Source organism: Rhizobium sp. BIGb0125, assembly GCF_024810055.1.
GTDB lineage: Bacteria > Pseudomonadota > Alphaproteobacteria > Rhizobiales > Rhizobiaceae > Agrobacterium.
Genome location: NZ_JANUDV010000002.1, coordinates 797,670 through 823,377, shown reverse-complemented (window position 1 = coordinate 823,377; position 25,708 = coordinate 797,670). Strand labels below are relative to the sequence as shown.

General features: G+C 54.6%; 27 protein-coding genes. 13 read left to right on the top strand and 14 right to left on the bottom strand.

The annotated features are described in order from the left end of the window. Positions 1-96: 96 nt before the first annotated feature. From M2418_RS07970 to M2418_RS07960, 3 genes are all read right to left on the bottom strand, one after another. Positions 97-834, bottom strand: coding sequence for an HAD family hydrolase (locus M2418_RS07970; RefSeq protein ID WP_259145852.1), 738 nt, complete (start codon positions 832-834; stop codon positions 97-99). Next, positions 834-2,162, bottom strand: a complete 1,329-nt coding sequence (locus tag M2418_RS07965) for a glycosyltransferase family 4 protein (RefSeq protein WP_405049386.1) — start codon at positions 2,160-2,162, stop codon at positions 834-836. The genes M2418_RS07970 and M2418_RS07965 overlap by 1 nt, the downstream gene beginning before the upstream one ends. A 126-nt stretch (positions 2,163-2,288) precedes the next feature. Next, entirely contained in the window at positions 2,289-3,185 is an 897-nt protein-coding gene (locus tag M2418_RS07960) for a LysR family transcriptional regulator (protein ID WP_259145850.1), read from the bottom strand. Between the two features lie 164 nt (positions 3,186-3,349). Between M2418_RS07960 and M2418_RS07955 the strand changes: the two genes are divergently transcribed. Then, a complete protein-coding gene (locus M2418_RS07955) occupies positions 3,350-3,730 on the top strand; it encodes a DUF4870 domain-containing protein (protein ID WP_259145848.1) in 381 nt (126 codons plus the stop codon). Between the two features lie 71 nt (positions 3,731-3,801). Here M2418_RS07955 and M2418_RS07950 read toward each other — a convergent pair whose 3' ends face one another. Together M2418_RS07950 and M2418_RS07945 are read right to left on the bottom strand one after the other, a co-directional pair. Continuing rightward, on the bottom strand, positions 3,802-4,500 hold the full coding sequence (locus tag M2418_RS07950) for a L,D-transpeptidase (protein ID WP_259145846.1): 699 nt from the start codon (positions 4,498-4,500) through the stop codon (positions 3,802-3,804). A gap of 134 nt (positions 4,501-4,634) precedes the next feature. Continuing rightward, complete coding sequence (locus M2418_RS07945) at positions 4,635-5,411, bottom strand: L,D-transpeptidase (RefSeq protein WP_250983626.1); 777 nt, start codon at positions 5,409-5,411, stop codon at positions 4,635-4,637. A gap of 186 nt (positions 5,412-5,597) precedes the next feature. Here M2418_RS07945 and M2418_RS07940 point away from each other — a divergent pair, with 186 nt between their 5' ends. Both M2418_RS07940 and M2418_RS07935 read left to right on the top strand, forming a co-directional pair. Then, positions 5,598-6,227 carry a DNA-3-methyladenine glycosylase I gene (locus tag M2418_RS07940; RefSeq protein ID WP_192487074.1) on the top strand — a complete coding sequence of 210 codons (630 nt, stop codon included), beginning with the start codon at positions 5,598-5,600 and terminating at the stop codon, positions 6,225-6,227. A 29-nt stretch (positions 6,228-6,256) separates the two neighbouring features. Beyond that, a complete protein-coding gene (locus tag M2418_RS07935) occupies positions 6,257-6,667 on the top strand; it encodes a hypothetical protein (RefSeq protein WP_259145843.1) in 411 nt (136 codons plus the stop codon). Between the two features lie 68 nt (positions 6,668-6,735). Here M2418_RS07935 and M2418_RS07930 read toward each other — a convergent pair whose 3' ends face one another. The 4 genes from M2418_RS07930 to M2418_RS07915 all read right to left on the bottom strand — a co-directional run bounded on the left by M2418_RS07930 (position 6,736) and on the right by M2418_RS07915 (position 8,673). Further along, positions 6,736-7,104, bottom strand: a complete 369-nt coding sequence (locus tag M2418_RS07930) for a DUF305 domain-containing protein (protein WP_259145842.1) — start codon at positions 7,102-7,104, stop codon at positions 6,736-6,738. Positions 7,105-7,178: 74 nt separating this feature from the next. Continuing rightward, complete coding sequence (locus M2418_RS07925) at positions 7,179-7,535, bottom strand: hypothetical protein (protein WP_259145840.1); 357 nt, start codon at positions 7,533-7,535, stop codon at positions 7,179-7,181. Between the two features lie 45 nt (positions 7,536-7,580). Then, on the bottom strand, positions 7,581-8,345 hold the full coding sequence (locus M2418_RS07920; protein WP_259145838.1) for a hypothetical protein: 765 nt from the start codon (positions 8,343-8,345) through the stop codon (positions 7,581-7,583). Positions 8,346-8,427: 82 nt separating this feature from the next. Next, a complete protein-coding gene (locus tag M2418_RS07915; protein ID WP_192487078.1) occupies positions 8,428-8,673 on the bottom strand; it encodes a DUF2798 domain-containing protein in 246 nt (81 codons plus the stop codon). Positions 8,674-9,031: 358 nt separating this feature from the next. On the opposite strand from M2418_RS07915, the gene hisS reads away from it, so the two are divergent. Genes hisS through M2418_RS07895 form a run of 4 tightly spaced genes read left to right on the top strand, consistent with a single transcriptional unit; the run spans position 9,032 to position 12,831 of the window. Next, positions 9,032-10,546 (top strand): histidine--tRNA ligase, encoded by a 1,515-nt coding sequence (hisS, locus tag M2418_RS07910; protein WP_259145836.1) that lies wholly within the window; start codon positions 9,032-9,034, stop codon positions 10,544-10,546. Between the two features lies 1 nt (position 10,547). Continuing rightward, entirely contained in the window at positions 10,548-11,669 is a 1,122-nt protein-coding gene (locus M2418_RS07905; RefSeq protein ID WP_259145835.1) for an ATP phosphoribosyltransferase regulatory subunit, read from the top strand. Next, on the top strand, positions 11,666-12,361 hold the full coding sequence (gene hisG / locus M2418_RS07900) for an ATP phosphoribosyltransferase (protein WP_259145833.1): 696 nt from the start codon (positions 11,666-11,668) through the stop codon (positions 12,359-12,361). Before M2418_RS07905 ends, hisG begins: the two co-directional genes overlap by 4 nt. 56 nt (positions 12,362-12,417) lie before the next feature. Beyond that, the gene (locus tag M2418_RS07895) at positions 12,418-12,831 is read left to right on the top strand and encodes a GFA family protein (protein WP_250983634.1); all 414 of its coding nucleotides are present in this window, start codon (positions 12,418-12,420) and stop codon (positions 12,829-12,831) included. 50 nt (positions 12,832-12,881) lie between these two features. On the opposite strand, the gene M2418_RS07890 is transcribed toward M2418_RS07895, so the two are convergent. Beyond that, positions 12,882-13,322, bottom strand: a complete 441-nt coding sequence (locus tag M2418_RS07890) for a DoxX family protein (protein WP_259145831.1) — start codon at positions 13,320-13,322, stop codon at positions 12,882-12,884. Positions 13,323-13,540: 218 nt separating this feature from the next. Between M2418_RS07890 and M2418_RS07885 the strand changes: the two genes are divergently transcribed. Continuing rightward, positions 13,541-14,242 carry a glutathione binding-like protein gene (locus tag M2418_RS07885; RefSeq protein ID WP_250983636.1) on the top strand — a complete coding sequence of 234 codons (702 nt, stop codon included), beginning with the start codon at positions 13,541-13,543 and terminating at the stop codon, positions 14,240-14,242. A gap of 57 nt (positions 14,243-14,299) precedes the next feature. On the opposite strand, the gene M2418_RS07880 is transcribed toward M2418_RS07885, so the two are convergent. The 3 genes from M2418_RS07880 to groES form a co-directional block, all read right to left on the bottom strand. Then, positions 14,300-14,746, bottom strand: coding sequence for a hypothetical protein (locus M2418_RS07880; protein ID WP_259145828.1), 447 nt, complete (start codon positions 14,744-14,746; stop codon positions 14,300-14,302). Between the two features lie 916 nt (positions 14,747-15,662). Then, positions 15,663-17,300, bottom strand: coding sequence for a chaperonin GroEL (groL, locus tag M2418_RS07875; protein ID WP_259145827.1), 1,638 nt, complete (start codon positions 17,298-17,300; stop codon positions 15,663-15,665). Positions 17,301-17,373: 73 nt separating this feature from the next. Continuing rightward, a complete protein-coding gene (gene groES / locus M2418_RS07870) occupies positions 17,374-17,670 on the bottom strand; it encodes a co-chaperone GroES (protein WP_027673890.1) in 297 nt (98 codons plus the stop codon). A gap of 166 nt (positions 17,671-17,836) precedes the next feature. On the opposite strand from groES, the gene chrA reads away from it, so the two are divergent. The 5 genes from chrA (at position 17,837) to M2418_RS07845 (ending at position 25,136) form a co-directional block, all read left to right on the top strand. After that, the gene (gene chrA / locus M2418_RS07865) at positions 17,837-19,189 is read left to right on the top strand and encodes a chromate efflux transporter (RefSeq protein ID WP_259145826.1); all 1,353 of its coding nucleotides are present in this window, start codon (positions 17,837-17,839) and stop codon (positions 19,187-19,189) included. 105 nt (positions 19,190-19,294) lie between these two features. Then, positions 19,295-20,143 carry a TIGR01459 family HAD-type hydrolase gene (locus M2418_RS07860; RefSeq protein ID WP_259145825.1) on the top strand — a complete coding sequence of 283 codons (849 nt, stop codon included), beginning with the start codon at positions 19,295-19,297 and terminating at the stop codon, positions 20,141-20,143. Between the two features lie 16 nt (positions 20,144-20,159). Continuing rightward, complete coding sequence (locus M2418_RS07855) at positions 20,160-21,140, top strand: bifunctional riboflavin kinase/FAD synthetase (protein ID WP_259145824.1); 981 nt, start codon at positions 20,160-20,162, stop codon at positions 21,138-21,140. Positions 21,141-21,470: 330 nt separating this feature from the next. Next, complete coding sequence (gene ileS / locus M2418_RS07850) at positions 21,471-24,374, top strand: isoleucine--tRNA ligase (protein WP_259145823.1); 2,904 nt, start codon at positions 21,471-21,473, stop codon at positions 24,372-24,374. A 129-nt stretch (positions 24,375-24,503) separates the two neighbouring features. Then, a complete protein-coding gene (locus tag M2418_RS07845; protein WP_192487091.1) occupies positions 24,504-25,136 on the top strand; it encodes a hypothetical protein in 633 nt (210 codons plus the stop codon). 58 nt (positions 25,137-25,194) lie between these two features. Here the strand turns inward: M2418_RS07845 and M2418_RS07840 are convergent, their stop codons facing one another. After that, entirely contained in the window at positions 25,195-25,650 is a 456-nt protein-coding gene (locus M2418_RS07840; protein WP_192487092.1) for a nucleoside deaminase, read from the bottom strand. Between the last annotated feature and the right edge of the window lie 58 nt (positions 25,651-25,708).

Sequence of the window (25,708 nt, the reverse complement as noted above, 5' to 3'; positions counted from 1 at the left end):
CAAATCATGAAAATATGATGATTCTCGATAGTCTGCGCTTGAAAAAGGACCGTCAATATCCTGTTTGCGGCATTCCGGCGACGTTCCACCGGAAATTTAAGTTTCACGCGCCAGCAATCGGGTAAGCCCCTCAATAACGCCATCGGCCATCGGTAATTTTGCAATCATCAATCGATCATTTGTGTTGCCAAGCTGGCGCAGTTCATCCAGTGCATTGGCGACGATAATGCCGCGCACACCGGGAATTTCAAACATGGCGCGGTCATTGCCAGTATCGCCAGCCACGATGATATCGCTCGGTGTGATGCCCAGCGATTTTGCAAGCCAAAGGGCGGCATAGCCCTTGTTGGCATTGCGTGGCAGCACGTCCAGATCGCGACTGCTGGAATACACGATCTGGGCTTGAAGCCCCGCATGTTCCAGCCGCTGTTGAATGGCGGTAAGCGCATTCTGCGTTGAATCGTGAAGATACCAGCTTGATTTCAGCGCATGCTGATACTCATCCGGCTGCTTCTTTATGCCGTCTATACCGGACATGACGCGTTCGACGGAATGGCTATCAAAGCCGTCGGCGATGGCCGAACTGAAGTTGTCGGAAAGACTGGTATTTGTCTTGTGGTGCAACATCGTGCCGACGCCACCGATAATGAAGTCCGGTTCGGGCAGGCCGGTTTCGTCAATCAGCGCAAGCTGATCATCCACCAGACGACCGCTGTTGTAAACCAGTACCGGGCGAATATCGTCAGGCAGGGAATGCCAGAAACGCGCAAAGCGACGGGTCGCCTCTGGGTTTCCGACAACCGTGCCGTCGAGGTCAGTCGAAAAAAGCCGCATCAATCGCCGTCATTCCACGGTTCTGCCCAATCGGCTTCTTCCAGCACAGGCATCATGCTTCGCCCTTCCACCAGTGCCAGAACCTGCTGTGCAATGCCGGTCCAGGTAAACAGGCTGCGAGCCTTGTGGGCACCCATCCGCGACAGGCGGCCATACAGCCTTTCATGTTTGAAGGGCTTCATCATGGTGATGCCCAGATCCTCCTTGTCGAAAGGATCGGCAAACAGTGCGTGACGACCATAACTGACCGCCCGGAACAAACCACCGTGAATGGTCACCACAGTGGGTGTGCCACTGGCCATCGCCTCGATGGCGGTCATCCCGAAAGGTTCGTAACGGCTGGAGAGAACAAACAAATCGGCTGCGCGGTAAATATCCGGCAAATCCTCATCTGACACGTAACCGGAGAATACGACCTTGTGCTGCAAACCAAGATCCTCGACCCTTTGCTTGAGCTGGTTGAGGATTGTTGTTTCCTGCGGATCCATGTTCTCGCCGCCAACGGCCAGATGCAGGCGAGCTTCCGGTTCGCGTTCCGCAAGAACCGAAAAGCCGTCAATCAGCAAATCATACCCCTTGTTGGTCGCCAGCCGACCAAGCGCAAGCACGGTTTTTCCCTCGAAGCCAAAACGACTGCGCAGCATCTGGCGGGATGCTTCTGACACAGGGAAAAAGCGATTGTCATCATAACCCGGCGGAATCATGTGCACTTGCTTACGCTTGAGATTGTAGTCCTCGAGCAGCATGTCCAATTGTATTGGCGTCGTGGCGATCACCAGATCGCAGCTGCGATAGACGATCAGTTCGTGCTGGATGCGTTCCTTGAAGTTGAACTCCAGGTCGAAACTGTCTGCCTTCTCTGGGTAGTCGGTCTCCATCTGGCGTTTTTTCCAGATGCCGAGGGAGTGCGGCGTATGCAGGTGCGGCACCTTGAGCGCTTCGGACAAGCGTTGACCCGCGACACCGGCGTCCCAATAGTGACTGTTGATGAAGGAATAGGTGAGGTTGTTTTTCTTGATGAACCGCAACGCATTCTCACACCATTCCATCATGTGGCGGTGCAGATATTCCTTGGGAATAAAATCGCTGCCGCCGCAGGGAATGCGGACCACGCGCACGCGTTCGTCAACCTCGTCGAATTCCGGCTGATCTTCAAAGCGCCGTGTATACAGGTCCACAGTGTAGCCGAGCTGCCCAAGTTTTCGGGCAAGTTCAAGCACATAGACTACCTGGCCACCGGTGTCGGCAGCGCCCAGGGGAGGATGGGCGGCCACATAGCCATGGGTCGAAACGAGTGCAATCCTTGGATAGCGATCCTGATCGGTCATGGGAAATATACATCCATCTTGGTATAATTTTTCAACTAATGAATGCAAATGCGACTTCGTTGAAAAAGTTCCATCGGAATGGTGCAGTTTCTGGTTTTTCTGTATTTCGACTGAAAAACGACGGTGTCATCGCTCCCAGTAGGGGACCGGCGAGTAAAGTGTCGTCATGTAGTCGATGAACAGCCGCACTTTTGCAGGCAACAGTTTGCGACTGGAATAAATTGCCGACAACGAGACGTTTTTCGATCCCTCATAATCAGGCAAAACCTGAACGAGCGAACCGTCACGCAGTTCCTGCCCGATATCCCATGTCGAGCGCAGTGCAATGCCAAGACCGGCGATGACAGCTTCACGAATAACTTCACTCGAGTTGGTGACCAGCATGCCGTCGGGACGCAATGTTACGACGCCGTCGGGGCCCTCCAGCCGCCAGCTGTCATTGTTGTGGGCCGGCAGGCAGCGATGGTTGGCAAGGTCGCTGATGTCCTTCGGCAGTCCATGTCTCTCGACATAGCTGCGAGAGGCGCACAATACGCGGCGAACTGGGGCGAGACGCCGTGCCACAAGGCTTGAATCATTAAGGTCGGCGATGCGGATGGCCAGATCAAAACCGCCGGCCACAAGATCGGTGAACTCGTCGCTTAGCACCAGGTTGATGGCAAGGGCGGGATTGGTATCGATGAAGGGTTTGAGGTGGGGTGCGATATGCAGGCGCCCGAAAGAGGTGGGGGCCGAAATTTTCAGCGACCCTGAAATGGCATTGGCGCGTCCGGCGACAAAATCCTCTGCTTCGCCCAGACTGACGAGAATGCCTTGAACCCGCTCATAAAACCCCTGACCCGCTTCGGTCAATGAAAGCTGACGGGTGGTGCGCTGGAAAAGACGGACCCCAAGGCGTTCTTCAAGTCGTTTGATGCGTTTGGAAATAACCGCTGGCGAATACCCGAGGGAACGCGCTGCTTCTGACATGCTGCCGCATTGCGCCACGAGATTGAAGACTTCAAGGTCACCCAGATTGGTCAAAATCTTTTCCATTTATGCCGGAACGGTCATCAATCCAATAACAGCAATTGCTAGCCACGTCATGGGTCAGGCAAGACGTTCCTGGCAGGACAATCTGGTAAAATTCCAAACACGCCCTAAATGTTGAAGGCGGAAGTAAATGTTATGAATAGCGGAGGTATTTCATGGCAGACCCTATGTCCAACGAACCTGTGCGCTCCCCTGACGATAACTGGCTCGAACCGGGCAAAACCAACATCCAGCTTGTTTACATATTGTATCTGCTGAGCTTCGTTGTCGGCATTACCAGCATTGTCGGAGTTGTTATCGCCTATCTGAACAAGACAAAGGCAACCGGTTGGATGCAGTCGCATTACACCTGGGCTATACGGACCTTCTGGATAGGCATTCTCTACGGCTTCATTTCGCTGATGCTGACAGTCATTTTCATCGGTTTTTTGGGCATGCTGGCCACGATTATCTGGGTCGTTGTCCGCTGTGTCGTGGGACTGCAGAAAGCCGGTAATCACGAACCGATCGCTGATCCCTACAAGTGGTTGATCTGACGGATCATTCAACCGGCGACAAAATCGCAAAACCATGACAGGGCGTCATACACCCTGTCATGGCTGGTGTGTCAGCCACCGAAAATGGTGCGCAGAATATCAATACCGCGATCGTTGAACGATACGTTACCCTGCTTGTTGCCCGGGCCGACAACGATGACCTTCGTGCCGATATCGGCGCGGGCATACAGATGTTCGACATCCTTGTTCATCATACGGATGCAGCCGGACGACATATTCAGACCGATTGTCCAAGGCTGGTTTGTGCCGTGAATACGGAAGATGGTGTCGCGTCCGCCCTGATAGAGATAAAGCGCGCGCGCGCCCAGCGGATTGTCTTCGCCACCTTTTTGAACGGCTGGCAGAATGCGGCCTTTCGCGGCTTCGCGGCGGCGCATTTCAGCAGGCGGGGTCCATGTTGGCCATTCCGCCTTACGGCCGACTTTTACAACACCGGACCAGCCAAAACCATCGCGTCCGACGCCAATGCCGTAGCGGGTCGCGCGGTTCTTGCCTTCAACGAAATAGAGAAACTTGTTGTTGGTATCGACGATGATCGTGCCGGGCGTTTCGGTGGTGGAAAGACGAACGACGCGGCGTTTGTACTTTTCCTCGACCTGCTTTTTCTGGATTGCCACCGGCTGGACATCGGTGCCTGCGGGTACGTTCAACGCCTTGTCGGCGAGTGTGACTGCCTGTGCGGATGGTACGGAAATCACAGTCAGCGCTGCCATCCCCATGGCTGATGCAAGAAGATCTCTTCGGTTCATCTATGCTCCCCTCAAACCTGATACAGGCTGAAGTTAGCCAAGCCGCCCATGAACGCAAGTCTAAACGTGCATCTGTTCCGGCAATACACGCTATACTGCCGGAATGTCGTGTTCTGTTTGTCGGCTTTAACGCCTTACATGACGATAACCTTGGTGCCGACATTGACGCGCTCATAGAGGTCGGTCACGTCCTCATTGCGCATGCGGATGCAGCCGGAAGAATTGTTGCTGCCGATTGTCCACGGCTGGTTGGTGCCGTGAATGCGGTAGAGGGTCGAGCCGAGATACATGGCGCGTGCACCCATTGGATTTTGCGGGCCACCTTCCATGAATGCCGGCAGATAATGACCCTTTGCCGCTTCGCGGGTGATCATTTCTTTCGGTGGTGTCCAACTTGGCCATTCCGCTTTGCGGGTAACCTGGTGGGTGCCAGCCCATTCAAAGCCGGGCTTGCCGACACCAACGCCGTAACGACGTGCCTTGCCATCTGCCAGAACCAGATAGAGGAAACGGTTCGGCGTATCGATAACGATTGTGCCGGCCGGATGCTGTGTCTGGTAGGATACGATCTGTGGCAGGAACTGCGGCGCGATCTGTGCCTTGGCCGGTGAATTTGGTCGTACAGCAACTTGCTGAACACCGGCCGGACGCTGGCTTGTCACGCCATTATATTGGCGGGTTGGACGAACATTGACCGCCTGCTGGCGCTGGTAAACTGGCTGACGTACCGTCTGGCGCTGTGGCACCACCACGGGACGTGCACTGCCGCCACCAAGCTGCATTAGCCACGGTGCCGAAAGATCGGGGCTGACAATAACCGGAGGCCGTTCGCGATAGCGGTCATTTGCCAAAGCGGCTGAAGAAAAGACAGAAACAAGGCTTAATGCCAGACATAGAGACTTCATCGTCATCGGATCTACTCGTTACATGCACCGAAACATGTTTTGACGTTCTCACTTTCGGACAAGCGAATGGTAAATGCCGATTAATTAAAACAGGCGGGATCATGGAAACCTTGTCGTAAGGTTACTGCGGGGTTTTGAAACAGGGTGAATCAATGGTAATTCCATGGTGATTTGCACGAGGGATGGCATCAGATGAGTGAAAATGGGCTTCTGACGGGTCCGGATGGACAAGTGCGCTGCTCGTGGCATCAGGGGCTTGAAGATTACCGTCACTACCATGATGAAGAGTGGGGCAAGCCTGTGGTCGATGATATCAGGCTTTTTGAGAAAATCTGTCTTGAAGGCTTTCAGTCTGGCCTGTCCTGGCTGACCATCCTGCGCAAGCGCGAGGCCTTCCGCGCCGCCTTCAGTGGGTTCGATTTTTCCATCGTGGCAGCTTTCACTGAGGATGATGTGAACAGGTGCCTGGCCGACAAAGGCATTGTGCGGCATCGCGGCAAGATCGTTTCCACCATCAACAATGCGCGGCGTGCGCTGGACCTGAAACAGGAATTTGGGACGCTGGCCCATTATTTCTGGAGTTATGAACCGTCTGCGGACCAGCGTCCGGCGGTGTTCGATTATCAGGAACTGAGAGCCAACCCGACAACACCAACCTCGGTGCGGTTGTCTAAAGACCTGAAAAAACGTGGCTGGACATTTGTGGGCCCGACCACCGTTTATGCTTTCATGCAGGCCATGGGCATGGTCAATGATCATATCGAGGGTTGTTATTGCCGGAACCGGGTGGAAAAACTGCGCGCGGAGTTTGTACGTCCTTGAGCGACGAGTTGAAAAAACGGCAGTTTCTGATGTTGCTTCTTGCATCATGTGCCGCGCCAATCACGGCAGTGGCACAAGATGAGAGGCCGTCATGGCTCAACCCTGGCGAAGTGTTGAGAGATCTTGGCTCATTTACGCCGGAAGGTCTGCATGTCGGCGGCTGGACGCGTCAAGGCAGAGGCAATGTCTACCGTCTCAATGTCAAGGCGGGCGACGCCATGCGGATCACACTGACGTCCTCAAGCGAATTCTTGAATTTTGCGGTTTTCGATATGGCCGATCCCGATGACGACGCAATTTTTTTCAGCGATGCCGGGGTGAAGGTCGCCACTCTAAAGGCTGACAAGGATAGCTGGTGGCTTATCCGTCCCATTCTTATCCTCAGTGCACCACGCCGCGGGTTGGGTGCACATTATGATTTACGTATCGAAAAAAACTGACGCCGATGCCTGCGTCTTTACTGATATGAGGAAGAATGCGCCCATCAGGCGCATTCCCTTTTTATCGTTTAGTGGCCTTTGCTTTTCAGCCATTCCTCCATCATGACAATCTCGCCTTCTTGCGCCTTGATGACCTCTTCGGCCAGCTTGCGAATTTCAGGATCCTTGCCGTATTGCAGCTGAATACGGGCCATATCGATAGCGCCCTGATGGTGCGGGATCATGCCACGTACGAAATCTACGTCGGCATCACCGGTAAATTCCAGCGACATGTCGCCGTGCATCTTGTCATTCGCTTCCATGAACGCCTTGGTCGATGGGCTCTCTTGCGTTTGGGCCGCCGCGCCATGACCGGCATGGCTGTTGGTGTCTTGCGCCAAGGTTTGGCCAGCGAGCATCGCAGCAAAGACTGCCGTTGAAAGAAGTGTTTTGGTCATGAGTATAAATCCTGAGTTGTCATTGTTTCAGGGTAAAGCGGATGATCCGCGGGTTTGATTTGAACGATGAGAAATCAGGATCGGGGAGGCGGGATCGGAGGCGCAGAGGCGGAGGTCAGGAAAACGTCACCAAAATCCGGTACCGGATAGGCGAAGATGTGTTTTCCGCTCTCGAAAACAGTGATGTGCGGTGCTGTCGTCAGACAAGCGGTACACAAGCCACTGTGTTTCATGTCTCCGCGGTGCGGGCAGGGTTCGTCTTTCTGGGCCGCCTGCTGCTGATGGGCGGAAGTGTGGTCGACCTTTTTATGATATGAATGAGAGGAGTTATCGCCTGTCATGTCCTGCATGATGGGGCGAACGTTCATCGGCTCAATGAGAAAAGAAGACTGTGCCGGGATCGACCCGTAAAACAGCCATGCCAAGATCATCAATGCTTTTGCCGCAAATCGCATAGGCTGATTTAAAGCTGGCGATCAGCGCACGTCAACAGCAATCACCTTGTGCACGACTTTGTAGTCGCGGCTCTCTTCACCCAGTGGCACCACCGGCCATACCCAGTCTGAAACAGGTGTTGGCGTTTCTACGCCATACAACAGATCAACGGTTTCATGGGTGTTTCCGTTACGATCGATAACCGTGTAGTCCGTGTCGGTCAGCAGACAGACTGCGCAGGGCAGGTGTTCCAACCCCTCGACATGCGCCTTGATCAGCCGGGACAGAACGTCCTGTTCTCTGGCTTCCAGCCCGTGTTTCGACAGTCGGTCGCGGGCACCGGTGCCGATCTGTGAAAGCACATTGGCTGAAACGACAAAATCGAGATAAGGCACCAGCCGCAGAAACCCTAGTGGCTCACCGGGTCGATCTTCTGCTGCATCTTCATAACCGGAGAAGTCGCGGTAAACGAAGCGCAGGTTTTTCAGTTTGCGGAATGATTGTTCGAGCTTCACGCTCGCTGGGTGGACAAGATCGATCAACACAACGGTGTCGAACAGTCGACAGAGCTCTCTGACGGGCACATCGCGCCAAAGGCCGGAGCCCAGCACGACAGCGGTTCGCCGTTGCCGCAGTTTAGCAGCGCGTTCCAGTATGGTGCGCTTACAGTTTTCTTCATGCACCTTCCAATCCTGTGTGCAGCGTTTGGCACGCGCCCACAGGTTTATGCTGTAACGAATATAAGGCCGGAACTCCCGTGGAGTGACGGCAAACGTGGCAGCATAATGGATGGCTTCGAGAATCATGATGCCTTTATCGGTTTTTTGCAGGGTGTTTGAAAGAGTTTGCTGGCGGAAGCCGCGCTCGTATTGAGCGCGGCGTAACACGTTAGGCGCGGTGAGGGGCTACCAAAAGCCCGACGATCCTGCGCACCAGCGGCAGCACAAGAAGAAGCGTCGGGAAGGCAACCATCCACGACAGGCCCCATGCCGACATCCATTCACGCGCCGAGAAATCGCTGATACCGACCGCCTTGACGGTGGCAATCAGCGACACGATGAAGGTCATGATGATCGACAGGATCAAAGGTGTCAGAAGCGCACCATATTTCGCGGGTAAGCGTGACAGTTTCATAAAGCTTCGCTTTCTGGAAATTCGTCTTCATGGACAGCACCTTGGATAAGCGCCCTCCTGATGACGAAGGGTTAGGTGCGTTGCTTGACGTCAGACGCTTACGGTTGCTGCATGCAACGGGCAAGCGACTAACAGATGGTATGGCGCTTCGCAAGCGCTTAGGATGCAGGAAGCCGTCCTGATAAAAGCGGCTTTGGGTCGATCCCTTGCCGCGACAAAATCCAATCGGCAGGACTTGTGCTGATTTATCGACCGCTGGCCCATTCTCTGAGGCCAGATTGGTCGTGTTCGTGCTTGCCGCATGCAGCCCGATCCTCTAAGAACCGGCATTATCCTGAAGAAGACCGGAATGGTAAAAATGAGTGAAAAGCAGAAGAAACCGCAGAAACTGAAAGCACGCTTGCCGCGTGGATTTGTGGACCGTTCGGCTGCCGACATTCATGCCACCAATGAAATGGTCGAAAAAATCCGCAAGGTATACGAACTCTACGGTTTCGATCCGATCGAAACACCGCTGTTCGAATACACCGATGCGCTTGGAAAATTCCTGCCCGACAGTGACCGCCCAAATGAAGGCGTGTTCTCGCTGCAGGACGATGACGAACAGTGGATGAGCGCCCGTTACGATTTGACCGCGCCTCTCGCCCGTCATGTCGCAGAAAATTTCAACGAAATTCAGCTGCCATTCCGCACTTACCGCGCTGGCTATGTGTTCCGCAACGAAAAGCCGGGTCCTGGCCGTTTCCGGCAGTTCATGCAGTTTGATGCTGACACGGTTGGTGCTGCCGGCGTGCAGGCCGATGCGGAAATGTGCATGATGATGGCCGATACGCTGGAAGCGTTGGGCATCAAGCGTGGCGATTACGTTATTCGCGTTAACAACCGCAAGGTTCTCGACGGCGTTATGGAAGCACTGGGTCTGGGTGGCGACGAAAATGCTGCCCGTCGCCTCAACGTTCTCCGCGCCATCGACAAGCTCGACAAGTTTGGCCCTGAAGGCGTCAAGCTGCTGCTCGGCCCCGGCCGCAAGGATGAATCAGGCGATTTCACCAAGGGCGCAGGCCTTGATGAAGGACAGATCGAAAAGGTTCTGTTCTTCGTAGGTATCAAGAATTATGCGGAAAGCGCCGCTGATCTGGCAGCACTCGTTGCCGGCACCTCGAAGGGTGAAGAAGGCGTCGAAGAACTGAATATCATCGGCGCGCTGGTGACCAGCGCCGGTTACGATGAAACCCGCATCAAGATCGACCCGTCCGTCGTGCGTGGTCTCGAATATTACACCGGCCCGGTTTACGAAGCTGAACTGACCTTCGACGTTACCAATGACAAGGGTGACAAGGTCGTATTCGGTTCAGTCGGCGGTGGCGGCCGTTACGATGGTCTGGTATCCCGCTTCATGGGCCAGCCTGTTCCGGCAACCGGTTTCTCCATTGGTGTTTCGCGCCTGATGACGGCGCTGAAAAATCTTGGCAAGCTTGGACAGCAAAAGGCACTGGCACCTGTATTGATTACCGTCATGGACGGTGATGTGGAAAGCATGGGTCGTTACCAGCGTTTCACCCAGGCACTGCGCGCCGAAGGCATCCGCGCCGAAATGTATCAGGGCAACTGGAAGAAGTTCGGCAACCAGCTGAAATATGCCGACCGCCTCGGTTCTCCTGTCGCCATCATTCAGGGCGGTGATGAGCGTGCGCAAAGCGTCGTTCAGATCAAGGATCTGATCGAGGGTAAACGACTTTCCGGCGAGATCGAGGACAATGCGACTTGGCGTGAGGCGCGTGTGGCGCAGGAAACCGTTCCGGAAGCTGAACTCGTTGCCAAGGTGAAGGAAATTCTGGCCGCACAGGCTGAAGACCGAGCGCGGGCAGGGTAACATGCCTTTCATCGACATGCCGGATTTCGCCGGTGAATTACTGGATGAATTTGCCAAGCGCAAGACAGTGCGCATCGATACGCCTGTCATTCAGCCCGCCGAACCGTTTTTGGATATGGCGGGCGAAGATTTGCGCCGCCGTATTTTCCTGACCGAAAGCGAAACCGGCGCAAGCCTTTGCCTGCGCCCGGAATTCACCATTCCCGTTTGCCTTCGCCACATCGAAACGGCAACCGGTACGCCGAAACGTTATTCCTATATGGGGCAGGTATTTCGCCAGCGTCGTGAAGGCGCCAACGAATTTTACCAGGCCGGTATCGAGGATTTGGGCGATGCGGATATCGCTGCATCTGACGCCCGCGCCATCGTTGACGCAACGGCGGTCCTTAACAGACTTTTGCCATCGCAGACGCTGTCGATAACGCTGGGCGACCAGAAGGTTTTCGAAGCGGTTGTTGCAGCCCTTGGCCTGCCATCAGGCTGGCAAAAGCGGCTTGTGCAGGCATTTGGCAATATCCAGCAACTGGAAGCCCTGCTCGAGGGACTGATCAATCCAAAACCGGTAACGGGACTGGATTCGCGGGTAGCAGGCCTGCTTGCCTCAGGCGATGAAGCGGAGCTTGTCGGTTACATCGATACCGTCATGCAGCAGACGGGCTATTCCACCAATGCAAGCCGCGCACCGGCAGAAATTGCCCGACGTCTGCGCGAAAAGCTGGCATTGGCGGCCACCCGTCTTTCCGACCATAATTTCAACACCCTGAAGACATTCCTGTCCTTGAAGGCGCCATTGTCAGGTGCATCCGAGGCGCTTGCCGCCTTTGCGCAGGAGGCCGGTTTGCAGCTCGGCGCAGCTCTCTCCACCTTCGATGGCCGCGTGGCTGCGCTGGCAAATTCCGGTGCCGACTTGGACAACATTCAGTATAAGGCGGCCTTCGGGCGTCCGCTGGACTATTACACCGGCCTTGTGTTCGAAATCACCAAAACAGGCAGTGTTGAGGTGCTGGCAGGCGGCGGACGTTTTGACCGGCTGATGACGCTGCTCGGCGCGACGGATCGTATCCCCGCCGTTGGCTTCTCCCTGTGGCTGGACCGTATTGAAATGGCGAGGGCTTCCAAATGACCATCACCATTGGCCTGCCCTCCAAGGGTCGCATGAAAGAGGAATCTTCTGCCATTCTCGAACGGGCAGGCATGAAGATTTCTGCCATAGGCAATGATCGTTCCTATCGCGCCCGTGTTGACGGACGCGACGACATCGAGATCGCCTATCTGTCTGCCTCTGAGATTGCTCGTGAGATCGGCAATGGCACCGTAGACTTCGGCGTGACCGGTGAAGATCTTGTGCGCGAAGGACTTGATAATGCCGATGGACGTGTCGAATTTTGTGCACGCCTCGGTTTTGGTCATGCGGATGTTGTCGTGGCCGTGCCTGAAATCTGGCTGGATGTCGACAGCATGGCGGATCTTGGTGATGTGGCGGCCGAATTTCGTGCGCGCCATGGACGTCGTTTGGCCATTGCCACGAAATACTGGCGTCTGACACAGCAGTATTTTTCCGGCAGCCACGGCATTCAACTTTATCGCATTGTCGAAAGCCTTGGTGCGACCGAAGGCGCACCTGCCGCAGGTCAAGCTGATATCATCGTTGATATCACCTCGACGGGTTCGACACTGAAGGCAAACCACCTAAAGATCTTGTCGGATGGCGTCATCCTGCGCTCCGAGGCCTGCTTTGTGCGGGCACGCAAGCCTGAACATGAGGGCGATGCGGTGGTGAAAGATATCATCACCCGCGTGCAGTCTGCCCTTTAGACTGTCGGTTTCTGTACTGTTCATTTATGATGGCCTGCCTGAAGAGGGAGGCCATCATGCATATTAGCGGGCAATGCCACTGTGGCCATGTCAAATTTGAAGCGGAAGCCGATCCGAGCCGTGTGGGCATTTGCCATTGCACTGATTGCCAGAGACTAACCGGCTCACCCTTCCGCGTCACACTGCTCGTTCCGAGGGCCGATCTTAAAATTCTCGATAACCAACCCAAGCTCTACCGGAAGGTCGGTGATAACGGCCGTGCCCGCCGGCAATATTTTTGTCCAGAGTGCGGTTCGCCCCTGTTTACCAGCGGCGAGGGCGAGGACGAGAAGGAATGGGGAATTCGATGGGGCAGCATCAACGAGCGTGATGTGTTGGCTCCGAAAGCCCAGATATGGGCGCGCTCATCAGTGGCATGGCTGTCGCAGATCGATGATCTTCCATCCCATGAGAAAGACTATGTGGAATAAAAAACCGCCGGAACAATCCGGCGGTTTTTGTGTTTTTCAGGAAGGGCTTATTAGCCCCGACGACCATCGATGGAATAGGCACCAGCGCCAGTTGCTGCCAGGCCGAGGAAACCACCTGCGACCGCAATGTTTTTCCAGAAGATTAAGCCGTTGAACATGGTCAGGAGGTTGTTTGCGCCTTCAGGAAAGTCGGGGACAACAATCGGGCCATTATGGAAGACGAATGCGGTGAACAAGCAGAAGAGCGCGAGAGCAAATGCTGCAATCTTTGTTTGGAAACCGAGAAGGATCGCAAGACCGGAAACGACTTCAAAGATGCCGGCAATGTAAGCAAGCGCGGTTGCGGCAGGCAGGCCAGCGCCGGCGATCATGCCAGCGGTGCCGGACGGATCGATGAGTTTAGGAAAACCTGCGAGCAGGAACATGGCGGCAAGAAGTACGCGTGCGCCAAGCAAGATCAGGCTGTTGGTATTGGAATTTGTTGCAGACATATAAGGCTCCATGCGCCGTGTAGGCGATTGTGTGTGATGCTGAATTCTGCAACCATATTTGGATCAGTTTGTCTGTTTACGAAAGATAGACGAACAAAGACGATTTGTTCGCAATTGATGAACAATAAAGATCCGAAGCGATGACTTTCGGGTTTAGTTGCAAGCATTAAAATATTTGCAATGCGCATACAGTCTCATAACGACCGAGGAGATGTGCCGTGATCGATCTTTCTGCTTTTCCTGTGACCACTCAATGGCCAGCCACCAATCCAGACATCATACAGCTTTATTCACTTGCCACGCCCAACGGCGTGAAGGTTGCAATTGCGTTGGAGGAATTGGGGCTACCCTATGAGGTTCACAAGATCGATATAGGAACCAATGTTCAGAAATCGATGGAGTTTTTGTCGCTCAATCCCAACGGTCGCATACCCGCAATCATAGATCCACATGGGCCAAACAAACGGCCCATTGGTATTTTTGAGTCCGGTGCCATCCTGCTGTATCTCGCTGAAAAAACTGGGAAACTTTTGCCCCGCGATCCGGAGAAGCGGTATCTTGCGATACAATGGCTATTTTTTCAGGTTGGTGGGGTCGGCCCGATGTTCGGCCAGTTTGGCCATTTCTTTAAGTATGCCTCCGACAAGGTCGCCAATAATCCATACGCGACGGACCGTTATCGTGAAGAAACCCAGCGCCTGCTGAGTGTTTTGGAAAAATGGCTGGAGCACAATCAATGGCTGGCAGGTGATGACTATTCGATCGCCGACATCGCGACATTTCCTTGGGTGCGGGGTCTGGAAGTCCATTACGGCGCGAGGGAGGCTCTGCAATTGGAACGTTATCCCGCTGTTGCAGCGTGGCACCATAAAGCAGAATCTCGCCCAGCCAGCATAAAGGGGCTAAAAGTTCCGGCATAGGAAAGGGCTGGTTTGTCCTTCCACGGTCCCATACCCCATATCGGTCGGAGTTGGAGCTTATTGCGCGAAACGGGTTGAATAAAATGCATTCTGACCAACAGGCACCTGAAAGCGTGGGAACATGAAGAGGCCGGTTATGCTGCCGTAAAAACGCTCTTCCTGGCCGCGAGATTCACCTGCACAGAACACTGGTTGGCGTTTGTTGCCGTCTATTTTCACCGTTGTTGTGAAACAAAAGCGTGATGCAGCCATAGAAGCTTGCTCGAACAGGGCCAGAATGCTGGCGCGATCATGGGGATCATAACAACGCATCAGGCTAAGCAAGCCGCATTCTTTACCTTCAAGACCATGAAGTGACGACGACAGGCTGCCAAGTTCAATGATGCCGTTTGACAGGTTGCCGGTCCACTTCTCCGAAACGCAGAGCTGCGAAAAAAATCCATGGTCCTCGTGGCTCCATGAAGGGGAAAATTCGGCATTGTTGTTTCGCGAAATCTTAAACACAGTAGTCCCCGAATTTTATGCCGGAATGCATTCGCTGGTCTCTCGTACCTGACGATATTGGAATGCAAAATGGCACTTTAACAATTCCCATACTCAAACACGTCGCGATGACCCCGATTTGCTGGCGTAGTTTAAGCTGTTGTTTTACGTATCGTTATCGCAAAGTTCCGGTACACTTGCGCGTGACACACTTCAGATTGCGTTTTTCGCTGAAGCATGTGGCATTGCGATGCTGGTTGCTCATCATGAGAAACCTGAAATCGTGAATATTGCGAATGCGCAAAGTATTCACTCATACGAATGTCGGCGAGTCTTGATAGATGCTTTTTGTTTTAGACGCGCTCTGAAATTTTATCTTAGAGTTGTAAATATCTGCTGTTCGCGCAGGATTTATAGTTTCTTTTTTTTAAACGGCAATGCATTTTTGCTAAAAAACATCACATACTATGTTTTTTCCGCGATAACTCGAAAATACGACAATTTGCTAGGTTTTCAAGGGTGCTCGTCTGTCAGCATCTACCATCCGGTAAGCTCAGAGACGGAAGAAGAAAGTCCTCATACTCTATTTTTCTACCGCGACAAGTATTTTCTAACATCAATGCTGTCCCATAATGATTCATATTAGATAATTTTGTATTTCTAATTTGTTGCAAACGGCATTTGAAACATAAAATAGTGACTGCCGTCCAAACTGTTTTGCTGAGATCTGAGGCAAAACTGTGAAGGATGCGGAAGTTGTAAAGGCACCGGGCGCGCAAAAGGCCCGATCTCACATTTAAATTGGCAAAAACGATAAGACCTGTGTGTTGACCGTTTTGTTTAACCGCGTGCATTAACGTTACAAGACGAGTATTGGCGCAAACAAAAAAGGGCGATCCGAAGATCGCCCTTTCGTATACGAAACGGGTAGGACTGATTAGAAGTCCATACCGCCCATACCGCCCATACCGCCGCCTGGAAGAGCCGGAGCATCCTTCTTTGGCAGTTCAGCAATCATGGCTTCAGTGGTGATCAGCAGGGAAGCAACCGAAGCTGCGTTCTGCAGAGCCGTACGAACAACCTTGACAGGGTCAACGATGCCGAGAGCGATCAGGTCGCCGTATTCGCCAGTCTGAGCGTTGTAGCCATAGTTGTCTTCGTTCTTTTCAAGAATCTTGCCAACAACGATAGAAGCTTCGTCACCAGCGTTGTCAGCGATCTGGCGAACCAGAGACTGCAGAGCGCGGCGAACGATGTTCACGCCAGCTTCCTGATCGTCGTTCTCACCCTTGACAGTGATCTTCGTGGAAGAACGCAGCAGGGCAACGCCGCCGCCTGGTACGATACCTTCCTGAACAGCAGCGCGCGTCGCGTTGAGAGCGTCGTCGATGCGATCCTTCTTTTCCTTAACTTCAACTTCTGTCGAACCGCCAACGCGGATAACAGCAACGCCGCCAGCGAGCTTGGCAAGACGTTCCTGCAGCTTTTCACGGTCGTAGTCAGAAGAAGTTTCTTCGATCTGAGCCTTGATCTGGGCAACGCGGCCTTCGATGTCGGACTTCTGGCCGGAGCCGTCTACGATCGTTGTGTTTTCCTTGGAGATCGAAACCTTCTTCGCCTTGCCGAGCATGTCGAGCGTAACGTTTTCGAGCTTGATGCCGAGGTCTTCGGAGATCACTGTACCACCGGTCAGGATGGCGATGTCTTCGAGCATGGCCTTGCGGCGGTCGCCGAAGCCAGGAGCCTTAACAGCAGCGATCTTCAGGCCGCCACGCAGCTTGTTGACGACGAGCGTTGCAAGAGCTTCGCCTTCTACGTCTTCAGCGATGATAACGAGTGGCTTGCCGGTCTGAACAACAGCTTCGAGAACTGGCAGCATAGCCTGCAGGTTCGAAAGCTTCTTTTCGTGGAGAAGGATGTATGCGTCTTCGAGATCCGCAATCATCTTTTCTGGGTTGGTTACGAAGTAAGGGGACAGGTAACCGCGGTCGAACTGCATGCCTTCAACGACTTCGAGTTCGGTTTCAGCAGTCTTGGCTTCTTCAACGGTGATAACACCTTCGTTGCCAACCTTCTGCATTGCTTCAGCAATGTCGAGACCGATCTGACGTTCGCCGTTTGCAGAGATCGTACCGACCTGTGCAACTTCTTCGGACGTGTTGATCTTCTTTGCCTTTGCCTGCAGGTCCTTGACGACTTCTGCAACAGCGAGGTCGATACCGCGCTTCAGGTCCATTGGGTTCATGCCAGCTGCAACGGCCTTTGCGCCTTCGCGAACGATAGCCTGCGCCAGAACGGTAGCGGTCGTGGTGCCGTCACCTGCAATGTCGTTGGTCTTGGATGCAACTTCGCGAACGAGCTGTGCGCCCATGTTCTCGAACTTGTCTTCCAGTTCGATTTCCTTGGCGACCGAAACGCCGTCCTTGGTGATGCGTGGTGCGCCGAAGGACTTGTCGATAACAACGTTACGACCTTTAGGGCCGAGAGTTACCTTCACTGCGTCTGCAAGAATGTCTACGCCGCGCAGCATCTTTTCGCGTGCGCTGCGGCCGAATTTTACTTCTTTAGCTGCCATTTTCAAAACTCCTGGTTTCGAATTGCCGGACGGTGTCCGGCTTAAAATTTAAGGAAACGACGGGTTCGGCAGATTAGCCGATGATACCCATGATGTCGGATTCCTTCATGATCAGAAGGTCTTCACCGTCGAGCTTGACTTCGGTGCCGGACCACTTGCCGAACAGAACGCGGTCGCCAGCCTTGACGTCGAGAGCGACGACCTTGCCGGACTCATCACGAGCGCCGGAACCGACGGCGACGATTTCGCCTTCCTGTGGCTTTTCCTTAGCGGTATCAGGAATGATGATGCCGCCCTTGGTCTTTGCTTCGGACTCAACGCGACGAACGACAACGCGGTCGTGAAGCGGGCGGAAAGTTGTGCTTGCCATTGTCTAATCCCTCGATCAAATGACATTCATGGATCTTGTGATCCATCTGGATAGTGTTAGCACTCCCTGTATGTGAGTGCCAGCGAGACGGAGATAAGCAGGCTACCTGTACGAGTCAAGGACAGCCTGTCGGAAAAATTTCATGTAAAATGGTTACTGCGTCTGCATGACAGATTTTTTGCGCCCCGACATTTCGACGACCCGACCCTCATTTTTTGAGTTGACTGCGACCTTTGCCCGGATCGGCCTGCTTAGCTTTGGCGGTCCGGCCGGTCAGATCGGCATGATGCACCGTATCTTGGTTGATGAACGCCGCTGGATCTCTGAGGAGCGGTTTCTACACGCTTTGAATTATTGCATGCTGCTGCCCGGTCCAGAAGCACAACAACTTGCCACCTATTGCGGTTGGCTTTTACATGGTAGGCGCGGTGGCATCATTGCCGGAACACTTTTTATTCTGCCCGGCTTTATCGTCATCGTGGCGCTCGCGGCAGCTTACGCGCTTTATCAGGATACCCACTGGCTGCCAGCATTGTTGTCAGGTCTGAAAGCTGGCGTTCTCGCCATCGTCATTGAAGCACTGCTGCGGGTGGCAAAACGTGCCCTTGTCAGTCGGTCTCTTATGTATATCGCTGGCGCAGCATTCATTGCTCTGTTTCTGTTTGGTCTGCCATTCCCGTTGGTGATCCTGATCGCCGGTGCTGTCGGTTGGTTTGTGGCGCGAAGAGCCATGACCTCCAGTGCAGCTGGTGAGCAATCACCTTCTTTAGGAAGCGCGCCAAAGATCGACGTGCCGCCTTTGCACAAAAGAGCGGTCGGCCTGCTCTGTGGTCTTGCTATCTGGCAAATCCCCTTTGCCTTGATCTGGATTTTTGCGGCACCTGAAACCCTGGCGCAATTGCAAACCTTCTTCTCCAAGATGGCCGTTGTGACCTTTGGCGGTGCCTATGCGGTGCTGGCCTATGTGGCGCAGATTGCTGTCGAAACCCACGGCTGGATGACAGCAGGTGAAATGCTTGATGGTCTGGCTCTTTCGGAGGCGACGCCTGGTCCGCTGGTGCTGGTACTGTCCTACATCGGTTTTCTCGCAGCATTCAGAAATCCCGGTCTGCTTGATCCGCTTTTGGCAGGTGTCATGGGGGCAAGTGTTGCGGCATGGGCAACCTTCGTGCCCAGCTTTATTTTCATTTTTCTTGGTGCACCTTACATGGAAAGTGCGCGCCACAACCGCAGGCTTTCTGCCGCCTTGTCAGCAATCACCGCTGCCGTCGTTGGTGTCATTCTCAATCTTTCTGTCTGGTTTGGACTGCATGTGCTGTTTCGGGATGTCGAGCGTGTGGCGCTCGTCCCTGTCATCAATCTCAACCTGTCGGTGCCGGTGTGGAACACGCTGGATCCGGTTGCGCTCGCACTGTTTGTGGCCTCAACACTGATGCTGTTTCGCTTCAAGCTTGGCATGGTGCCGGTTTTGGCGTTGTGCATCGCCGCCGGTTTCGCCCGCCTCTGGGTCGGCGGTTAACCGCCGTAACGTCAACTTGCCTTTCAATCCGGTGGCTTTTTTTCTTGCCATCGACGTTGCGCTTTGCAATGTCAGCCTCAATTGTCTTTTACCCGGAAAGTACTCATGGCCCACCGCATAACCACTCTTGGCGACATTACCGAGCAGTTCGACGTCATTCTGTCTGATGTATGGGGTGTTTTGCACAACGGCGTTTCGGCATTTCCGGATGCGGCCGTCGCCTTGGAAGAAGCGCGCAAGGTGGGCAAGACCGTGGTGCTGATTACCAATTCTCCGCGCCCGGCGCCCGGTGTGATTGCTCAGTTGCGCGTGCTCGGCATTCCCGATACCGCCTATGACCGCATCATCACCTCAGGCGACGTGACACGTGGACTGATCGCCGAAGGCCCAAGCAAGGTTTTCCTGCTCGGACCGGAACGTGACCTGCCATTGCTCGACGGACTGGACGTTAAAATTGTACCAGAAGCCGACGCGGAATCGGTCGTCTGCACCGGCTTCTTCGATGATGAAACCGAAACACCTGAAGATTACACCGATATGCTGAAGGGCTTTATTGCCCGCTCCGTACCAATGATCTGCGCAAACCCCGATCTGGTGGTCGAGCGCGGCGAGCGCATCATTCCATGTGCAGGTGCCATGGCTGCCTATTATGAGCAGCTTGGCGGGGAGGTCCGTATTGCTGGCAAGCCGCACACGCCAATCTATCAGGCGTGCCTAGCTGCGGCCGAAGAGGTTCGTGGCCCGTTTCCGCAGGAGCGGATCTTGGCAATAGGCGACGGCATGCCGACAGATGTCAAGGGCGCCCTCTCGAACGGCTTGCAATTGCTCTATATAAGCGGTGGCATTCACGCTGCGGAATATACGCTGAACGGCCAGACGGATGAGGCATTGCTCAATGCCTATCTGAAGGGGCAGGGTGCGGCGCCTGGCTGGTGGATGCCACGTCTGGCGTAAACAGGAATTGGCGGAAATGACAGTATTTCATCGCAACGAAAAAAAAGAGCCGCTGCCGGAAAATCTTCGCGGTGGGGTCATTGCCATCGGCAATTTTGATGGCGTGCATCGCGGCCACCGGGCTGTGCTTGAGCGGGCACTGGAATTGGCCAGGTCGCGTGGCGTGCCTGCGCTGGTGCTGACGTTTGAGCCGCATCCGCGCACGATTTTCAAACCGGATGAACCTGTTTTCCGTCTGAGCCCTGCGTCGCTGAAGGCGCGTTTGCTGGAGGCCGAAGGTTTCCAGTCGGTCATCGAATATCCATTCGACCATGATTTTTCGCAGCGCTCTGCCGATGAGTTCGTCAAATCCATATTGTCGGACTGGTTGGGTGCCAGTGCGGTGGTGACAGGTTTTGATTTTCATTTCGGCAAAGGCCGTGAAGGCGGGCCGGCATTCCTGATGGAGGCAGGCAAACGTTACGGTTTTGATGTGGCACTGATTGATGCCTTCCGGGATGAAGGTGCAGAGGTGGTATCGTCCAGTCGTGTCCGGGCATTGCTGATGCAGGGCGATGTTGTCGGCGCTGCCGGACTTCTGGGTTATCGTTATACGGTTGAGGCAGTGGTTATCAAAGGCCAGCAACTTGGCCGCACCTTGGGGTATCCAACCGCCAATATGGCGCTTCCTCCGGAGACTGCACTGAAACCCGGCATTTACGCCGTGCGCTTCCGTCGTGCCTATGGCACGCTTCATGATGGTGTGGCGAGCTTCGGTTACCGCCCGACCGTCACGGAAAATGGCGCCGCATTGCTGGAAACATTTGTGTTCGATTTTTCGGGCGATCTCTACGGCGAAACCTGTTCCGTATCGTTCTTTGGTCATCTGCGCGATGAGTTGAAGTTTGACGGGCTCGAGCCTCTTGTCGCCCAGATCAAGCGCGATGAAGAAGAGGCTAGGGCGCTTCTGTCAGGTGTTCGTCCGCTGGGCGAACTGGATGCAAAAATCGCTTTTTGAGACGTCTTGCCATCCGCCGGAAAATTCGAGCGGACAATACTTGACTGCACGGCAAGAGAGCGATTTTGTTGCATTTTTTTGGCGGATGGCGGGCTATTGAGGCGCTATCACCATCTATTCTCTTTTCAAACGGTCTGAAACGCCTTAAAGAACCGGCACTATGTTCCAATATCGGTCGACGTTCATATCCCGAATTATTGGCCCGGCCTTCCGCCCGCTGTAACAGCCGGAAGGTCCGGGATGTTGGCGCTTGTCGAGGCGCTTTCCGCTTTTGTTTATCAAAATCAATACGACGCGACCCCATGAGGGCGCCTCAGTAACGGTACGGTTATGAACGACACCGCAGAAAAACTAGACTATTCCTCCACGCTCTATTTGCCGCAGACGGATTTCCCGATGCGTGCAGGTTTGCCGCAAAAAGAGCCGGAAACAGTAAAGCGCTGGCAGGAAATGGGCCTGTATAAGCGCCTTCGCGCCTCCGCTGCCGGACGTGAGAAGTTCGTGCTGCATGATGGCCCTCCCTATGCCAATGGCAACATCCACATCGGCCACGCGCTGAACAAGATCCTCAAGGACGTTATCACGCGCTCGTTCCAGATGCGCGGTTTCGACAGCAACTACGTTCCTGGCTGGGATTGCCACGGTCTGCCGATCGAATGGAAGATCGAAGAAGCGTACCGTGCCAAGGGCAAGAACAAGGACGAAGTTCCGATCAACGAGTTCCGCAAGGAGTGCCGTGATTTTGCAGCTGGCTGGATCGCGAAGCAGTCGGAGGAATTCAAGCGTCTCGGCATCGAAGGCGATTTTGAAAACCCTTACACGACCATGAACTTCCACGCGGAAGCGCGGATCGCTGGCGAACTGTTGAAGATCGCCAAAAGCGGCCAGCTTTATCGCGGCTCCAAGCCGGTCATGTGGTCGGTTGTCGAACGCACGGCTCTGGCTGAGGCCGAAGTTGAATATGCTGATGTCGAAAGCGACATGATCTGGGTGAAGTTCCCGGTTGTCGAAGGCCCGGCTGACCTGAAGGGCAACTTTGTTGTCATCTGGACGACAACGCCTTGGACAATCCCAGGCAACCGCGCGATCTCGTTCTCGTCGCGTTTCCCTTACGGCCTGTACGAGGTTGAGACGGCCACCAATGATTTTGGCCCGCAGCCCGGCGAAAAGTTGATCTTCTCCACCCGCCTGGCGGATGATGCTGCAGCCAAGGCCAAGGTTACGTTCAAGTTGCTGCGTGGTGTCACAGCGGAGGAGTTGGCGTCGGTCACCTGCGCCCATCCGTTGGCATCCCTGGGTTACGACTTTGCGGTTCCGCTGCTGGACGGCGATCACGTCACTGACGATGCCGGCACGGGGTTTGTGCACACCGCACCAAGCCATGGTCGCGAAGACTTTGACGCGTGGATGGCCAGTGTTCGCGAACTGGAAGCGCGCGGCATCTCGCCCAAAATCCCGTTCCCGGTTGGTGATGACGGTTTTTACACCGAGGATGCTCCGGGCTTCGGTCCGTCGGCTGAAGGCGGTCCCGCACGCGTCATGGACGATAACGGCAAGAAGGGTGATGCCAATGATCGTGTCATCAAGTCTCTGATCGCCGGCAATAACCTGTTTGCACGCGGCCGTCTGAAGCACAGCTACCCGCATAGCTGGCGCTCCAAGAAGCCGGTTATCTTCCGCAACACGCCGCAATGGTTTGTCTACATGGACAAGGAACTGGGTGACGGCACCACGCTGCGCTCGCGCTCGCTTTCGGCCATCGACGACACCCGCTTTGTGCCTGCGTCCGGCCAAAACCGTCTGCGCGCAATGATCGAGAACCGCCCTGACTGGGTGCTGTCGCGTCAGCGCGCCTGGGGCGTTCCAATCGCTGTTTTCGCAGACGAGCAGGGTGAAGTGCTGGTGGACGACGCCGTCAATGCCCGCATCCTTGAAGCGTTCGAGGTTGAGGGTGCAGATGCATGGTTTGCAGATGGCGCCAAGGATCGTTTCCTCGGCAGCGAGCACGATCATGCCAAGTGGCATCAGGTCATGGATATCCTAGACGTGTGGTTCGACAGTGGTTGCACGCACACCTTCACGCTTGAAGATCGCCCTGACCTGAAGTGGCCAGCCGATGTTTATCTGGAAGGCTCTGACCAGCATCGCGGCTGGTTCCACTCGTCGCTGCTGGAAAGTTGCGCAACGCGTGGCCGCGCGCCTTACAAGGCTGTCGTGACCCACGGTTTCACCATGGACGAACAGGGCCGCAAACAGTCCAAGTCGCTTGGAAACGTTGTCGCTCCGCAGGACGTCATGAAGGAATCAGGCGCCGACATCCTACGTCTGTGGGTTATGACGACCGACTACTGGGAAGACCAGCGTCTCGGCAAGGCCATCATCCAGACCAATATCGATGCCTATCGCAAGTTGCGTAACACCATCCGCTGGATGCTTGGTACGCTGGCGCACGACACCGGTGAAGACATTGCCTATGCCGACATGCCCGAACTGGAGCAGTTGATGCTGCACCGTCTGGCTGGGCTGGATAAGGTTGTCCGCGAAGGTTACGACGCCTTCGAATTCAAGAAAATCGCCCGTGCACTGATCGATTTCTCGAATGTCGAATTGTCGGCATTCTATTTCGACGTTCGCAAGGACACGCTTTATTGCGACGCTCCGTCTTCGCTCAAGCGTCGTGCATCGCTTGCCGTTATCCGCAAGCTGTTCGATTGCCTGGTGAGCTGGCTGGCGCCAATGCTGCCATTCACCACAGAAGAAGCGTGGCTCTCGCGTTATCCACAAAGCGAATCGGTTCACCTTGAGCAGTTCCCAACTGTGCCGGGTGAATGGAAAAACGATGCACTTGCCGCCAAGTGGGACAAGATCCGCAAGGTTCGCACGGTTGTCACCGGCGCGCTTGAAATCGAGCGCCGTGAAAAGCGTATCGGTTCTTCGCTGGAAGCCGCTCCGGTTGTGCACATTGCAGATCCGGAACTGCTAAAGGCACTTGAAGGCCAGGATTTCGCAGAAATCTGCATCACCTCTGCCATCTCGGTGGTGACGGGTGAGGGTGCGTCTGATGCCTTCCGTCTGAACGAAGTACAGAAGGTTTCGGTTGAGCAGAAGCTGGCCGAAGGCAGGAAGTGCGCACGGTCCTGGCGGATTACGGCTGATGTCGGCTCGGACCCTGAATATCCTGACGTATCAGCGCGTGATGCAGCAGCATTGCGTGAATTGGCCGCAGTAAACTAAGGAAAATGACCGGATGAATTGCACTTTGGTGCTTCATCCGGTAAACCTGCCTGAAATTGGCCGGATTTTCCCAGCATTGCCAAATGAAATTGGCTATGTGTTTTGTTCTGGCTTGGCTTGAAGGGTTCGATGAAGATGATGCAAGGTTTACGCATGTCCGGCGGTATCGCAGGTGTTCTCACCGCTTGCCTGGCCTTGAGTGCATGTACCGGCAGTCCGACCTATGGCACGGGCAAATCCTCTATGGAGCAGCTTGTCGAAGATCTGGGTTCGTCGGTTTCGCTGACCGGCAATCAGGAAAATCGCAATCTGAAATACACGCCGCGTCCGGGCCTCGTTGTGCCTGCCAACGCCAACACACGTCAGCTCAACCAGCCGCAGCAGTCTCTTGCCAGCCGCGAAAACAACCCGCAATGGGTGGAAGCGCCGGAAGAAACCCGCGAGCGCCTGCGTGAAGAGGCGGAAGCCAACAAGAACAACCCGAACTACCGTTCGCCGCTCCTGGCAGGCAATGGCACCAATGGCCAGATGACCGAAAGCCAGAAGTGGGAAGCATTCCGTAAGGCCAAGGCGGAAGCCTCAGGCGGCAACGCCGTCAACGGCCAGCGCAAATACCTGACAGACCCGCCAACCGGCTATCGTTCAGCCTCACAAGAAGAGTTGAATGATCTGGGCGAACCTGAACAGAAAAAGGCCAAGCGCCTTAAGAAAGAGGCCGCAGCTGCCAAGCAGGGCAGCAAGTGGTGGATGCCATTCCAATAATGACCGGTTGAGGTATCATGCCGTTGCCCTTATCGCGACGGCATGAGATCGCAGCGTTTTAATCCTCTCGCTTGCTCTGGAAAAAATCTTTGAGCAGCTGCGAGGACGAAGTTTCGCCTATGCCGGAATAAACATCGGGTGCGTGGTGGCAGGTCGGCTGCTGGTAAAAGCGCACCCCATTGTCGACGCCGCCGCCCTTGGGGTCTTCGGCGCCGTAATACAGTCTGCGAATACGTGCAAATGATATGGCGGCAGCGCACATAGTGCATGGTTCAAGGGTCACATACAGGTCGGCGCCGCTTAGCCGTTCCTGCCCCAATGCCTCACATGCCATGCGGATCGCCATGATTTCGGCATGTGCCGTGACATCATTTAGTTCACGTGTGCGGTTTCCGGAACTGCCAATAACATAACCATCGAGGACGACCACAGCGCCAATAGGAACTTCCTGCTTTTCTCCAGCCTCTTGCGCAGCCGCAAAGGCAAGGTCCATGAAATGCATTGTTTCCGCCATTGTCTGCAATTTCCTCTTAACCACGGCCGTTTGACCTGATAGGACACGGCAAACAACA